Below are 2,793 nucleotides of genomic sequence, written 5' to 3'. Positions count from 1 at the left end.
CTGCGCCGCCGGGGCGGCCGGCCGCGGATCGGCGCGGCACCGGGGGAGGTCGTACCGGTCCGGCTGGACCCGGACCTACGCGCCGCCCTGGCCGCCCGCGCGGACGCCGACCACACCAACGCCAGCGAGGTGATCCGTCAGGCGCTGCGCGCCTGGCTCGACGTCGCCTGACCGCCACCTGCCCAGCGGCGCGACGTCGACCGCCGCCGAGCAGGTGACCGGCGCGTTCGACACCGCGCCCGGATTTGGTCATACTTCCGACCATGACGATGTTGCCGTTGGGTGAGGTCAAGTCCCACCTGTCCGAACTGGTCGGCCGCGTGCACGACCACCACGAGCGGGTGACCGTCACCGTGCACGGGCGCCCGTCCGCGATCCTGGTCGCCGTGGAGGATCTGGAACGGCTGGAGGAGACGCTGTCGATCCTGAGCGACCCCGCGACGATGCACCGGCTCGCGGAGGCCGACGCCGCGCTTGCCCGCGGCGAGGCGGTCACGGCGGAGGAGCTCGCCGAGACGATGCGGCGCCGGCTCGGCAGGGCGTGACCGGCCCGGCGGGGCCGCGCTACCGGCTGGTGACCGTGCCGGCTGCCCGGCGCGCGCTCGGCGAGACGCTGCCGGAAGCGGTCGCGGCGGCCGCGTACGAGTTCATCACCGGCCCCCTTCTCGACGCCCCTTACCGGGTGGGCAAGCGGCTGACGTCGCCCCTGGACGACCGGCACGCCGCCCGGCGCGGGACCTACCGGATCGTCTACCGGATCGACGACAAGGCCATGACGGTGACCGTCGTCGACATCGACCACCGCCGCGACGTGTACCACCGCTGATCAGGTGGCTACCGGCCCGACCAGGCGTCCGGATAGCCGAGCTTGACGGCGGTCCGGACGCGGTCTCGAGGCCCGGATCATGGTCTTGTCGATCTTCCTGGTACCCGCATGGTACCCACACCGGTTCCACCAACCAGCGTTTTTCGCCGGTTCTTGCCGACTCTAAGCGATCAAAGAACCGTTGCGGCATAAGGGTTTCCGACTCTCAGCGGTCGTCCCCGTCTATCTCAAGATCGGATTCGATTCCCGCCACCTCCACCACGATACGTAACAACGTCCTGGGTGGTGTTGGCGCTGGCAAAGAACCCCGACCAGGACGTCGACCAGAACCAGCGTGTCAAGATGCGTCGTTGACCATCACTCGGTTTGGGGCATAGATCAAAGAAGGCCGTAAGCAGGAGGACCTGGATGCTGTATGGCACCAGGCGGGCCACGGGAACACGGATCTCGTGGCGTAGGAAATCCACGGCGCGGCTGAGAGCCACCTCGGTCTGCTCGATGGCCGGGTTCAACCTCGCCCGTGTGCGGCGTGCCAGGCTCTCCCATCTTCCGGACTGAACATCCTCCTCCCCGGCGACGGCGAGTACCGCGCGGAACACGACGTTCGACGGCAGGCCGGCGAATCCGCGGTCCCCGAGGCCTTCCAGCATCAGTGAGACCTGGTCACCGAGGTTGACCTCCGAACTGGACGAGTAGGTCAGCGCCGAGACCATCTGCTGTGGGGTCATCGCGCTGCCCTTGCTGTTGAGCCGCGAGAAGACCTCGATCGCCTGTTCCAGTGTCCCGCCCTGCAAGCGGATCACCGCGAACCGGTAGGACTTGATGCGCTGCGAGACCTGCTCGGCTTCGTTGATCATTGCGTCGCCGGTGCGAGGGTCCTCCGATGCCGCCTGCAGTTGGCGCGCGAACGTCAGGAAGTCGAGTGTCCGGAGCACCGAACGCACGGGAAGAAAGCTGGCCGGAGGCTCGCCGGCCTTTCGCCAGTGTCGGTAGACGAGCCGGTTGTTCCGGTCCGATCCCAGTTCGCGGAAGACGCGCCAGATCCACGAGTTCGCCGGGGCGGAACCAATGTCCTCAGCCGGTCTCATGAGGGTTCCGAAGAGCGTGGAGAGGCGCTGATGTCCGTCGAGGACGAAGGACACCGCGGATCCGGCGGGCGGCTCCGGCGCCGGGATGTCGCCCACGCGGTCGAGGCTGGGAAGCCCCAGGTTGGTCTCCGCGGGCCGTTCCGGGGACGCCTGCGCACGACGCTCGAGCAGCGCCGCCAGATCGATCTCGGCAGGGGCGGGCACGGGCGCGGCGAGGGCGGCACCGCCCACCGCGGAGGTCTGGGTCGTCATGGTGCGAGCGAAGCAGGAAGTGGCTCACATCACAACGTTTATCTATCTATGTAGCGAATAAGACTACTCATTGGGATGAGGGCTGGGCCTGGGAGCACGTGCGAAAGTGGCCAGGCACGCATCGTCCAGGGCGTGCGGACTGGTCGTCGGCGAGCCGACGGAAGGGCTCCGAGTTGTCACTCACCGTTCTGGCGGGCACGCTCGAGGCATATCCACAGCGCTGCCTCGACGCCGGGAAGGCTGACGTCGTCGCATCCGGCTCACAGGGCACCGTCGGGCAGGTCGTCGACCACGGAGAAGATCGCGTGGGCGGCTTTGATCCATCCTCGGGCTTCGGCCCGGCACACGTCGTCCAGCGCGGGGTCCGCGGCCTGCGCGCGCATGGCCGAGGTCTCGCTGAGGATGTCGTGGAGCCGGCTGAGCGCGATCAGTTCCCGGTCGGTCTCCGGATCCAGGCCGAGGTTGACGACCGGCCCGCCGGGGCCGTCGATGACGCCTTCGTCGTCGTCGAATGGGAACGGGATCGCGCTCATCGGCTGCCTCCGGTCTGGTGGAGTTGCGCGTTCGTCTGGGCCTCTGTCACCGGGGACGCGGCCCGGGCGTCGTCCGGCCGTGCCCGGGCTGTGG

The 2,793-nt window shown here is 68.6% G+C and carries 5 protein-coding genes; 3 read left to right on the top strand and 2 right to left on the bottom strand.

All coding sequences use genetic code 11. From position 1 onward, the window contains the following. The 3 genes from AC5LSR_RS19210 to AC5LSR_RS19200 all read left to right on the top strand — a co-directional run bounded on the left by AC5LSR_RS19210 (nucleotide 1) and on the right by AC5LSR_RS19200 (nucleotide 826). Nucleotides 1-171, top strand: a complete 171-nt coding sequence (locus AC5LSR_RS19210; RefSeq protein WP_493468759.1) for a ribbon-helix-helix protein, CopG family — start codon at nucleotides 1-3, stop codon at nucleotides 169-171. Nucleotides 172-263: 92 nt separating this feature from the next. Continuing rightward, nucleotides 264-545, top strand: a complete 282-nt coding sequence (locus tag AC5LSR_RS19205) for a type II toxin-antitoxin system Phd/YefM family antitoxin (protein WP_445548756.1) — start codon at nucleotides 264-266, stop codon at nucleotides 543-545. Then, a complete protein-coding gene (locus AC5LSR_RS19200; RefSeq protein WP_250285950.1) occupies nucleotides 542-826 on the top strand; it encodes a type II toxin-antitoxin system RelE family toxin in 285 nt (94 codons plus the stop codon). The genes AC5LSR_RS19205 and AC5LSR_RS19200 overlap by 4 nt, the downstream gene beginning before the upstream one ends. A 227-nt stretch (nucleotides 827-1,053) precedes the next feature. Here the strand turns inward: AC5LSR_RS19200 and AC5LSR_RS19195 are convergent, their stop codons facing one another. Then, nucleotides 1,054-2,145: a DUF262 domain-containing protein gene (locus AC5LSR_RS19195; RefSeq protein WP_250285951.1), complete on the bottom strand. Its 1,092-nt coding sequence runs from the start codon at nucleotides 2,143-2,145 to the stop codon at nucleotides 1,054-1,056. 281 nt (nucleotides 2,146-2,426) lie between these two features. Next, nucleotides 2,427-2,699 carry a hypothetical protein gene (locus AC5LSR_RS19190; protein WP_250285952.1) on the bottom strand — a complete coding sequence of 91 codons (273 nt, stop codon included), beginning with the start codon at nucleotides 2,697-2,699 and terminating at the stop codon, nucleotides 2,427-2,429. Nucleotides 2,700-2,793: the final 94 nt, after the last annotated feature.

It is taken from the genome of Protofrankia sp. CiP1_Cm_nod4, from assembly GCF_982290645.1.
The sequence above is the reverse complement of the archived record's forward strand: the minus strand, read 5'-3'. Positions and strand labels throughout refer to the sequence as shown.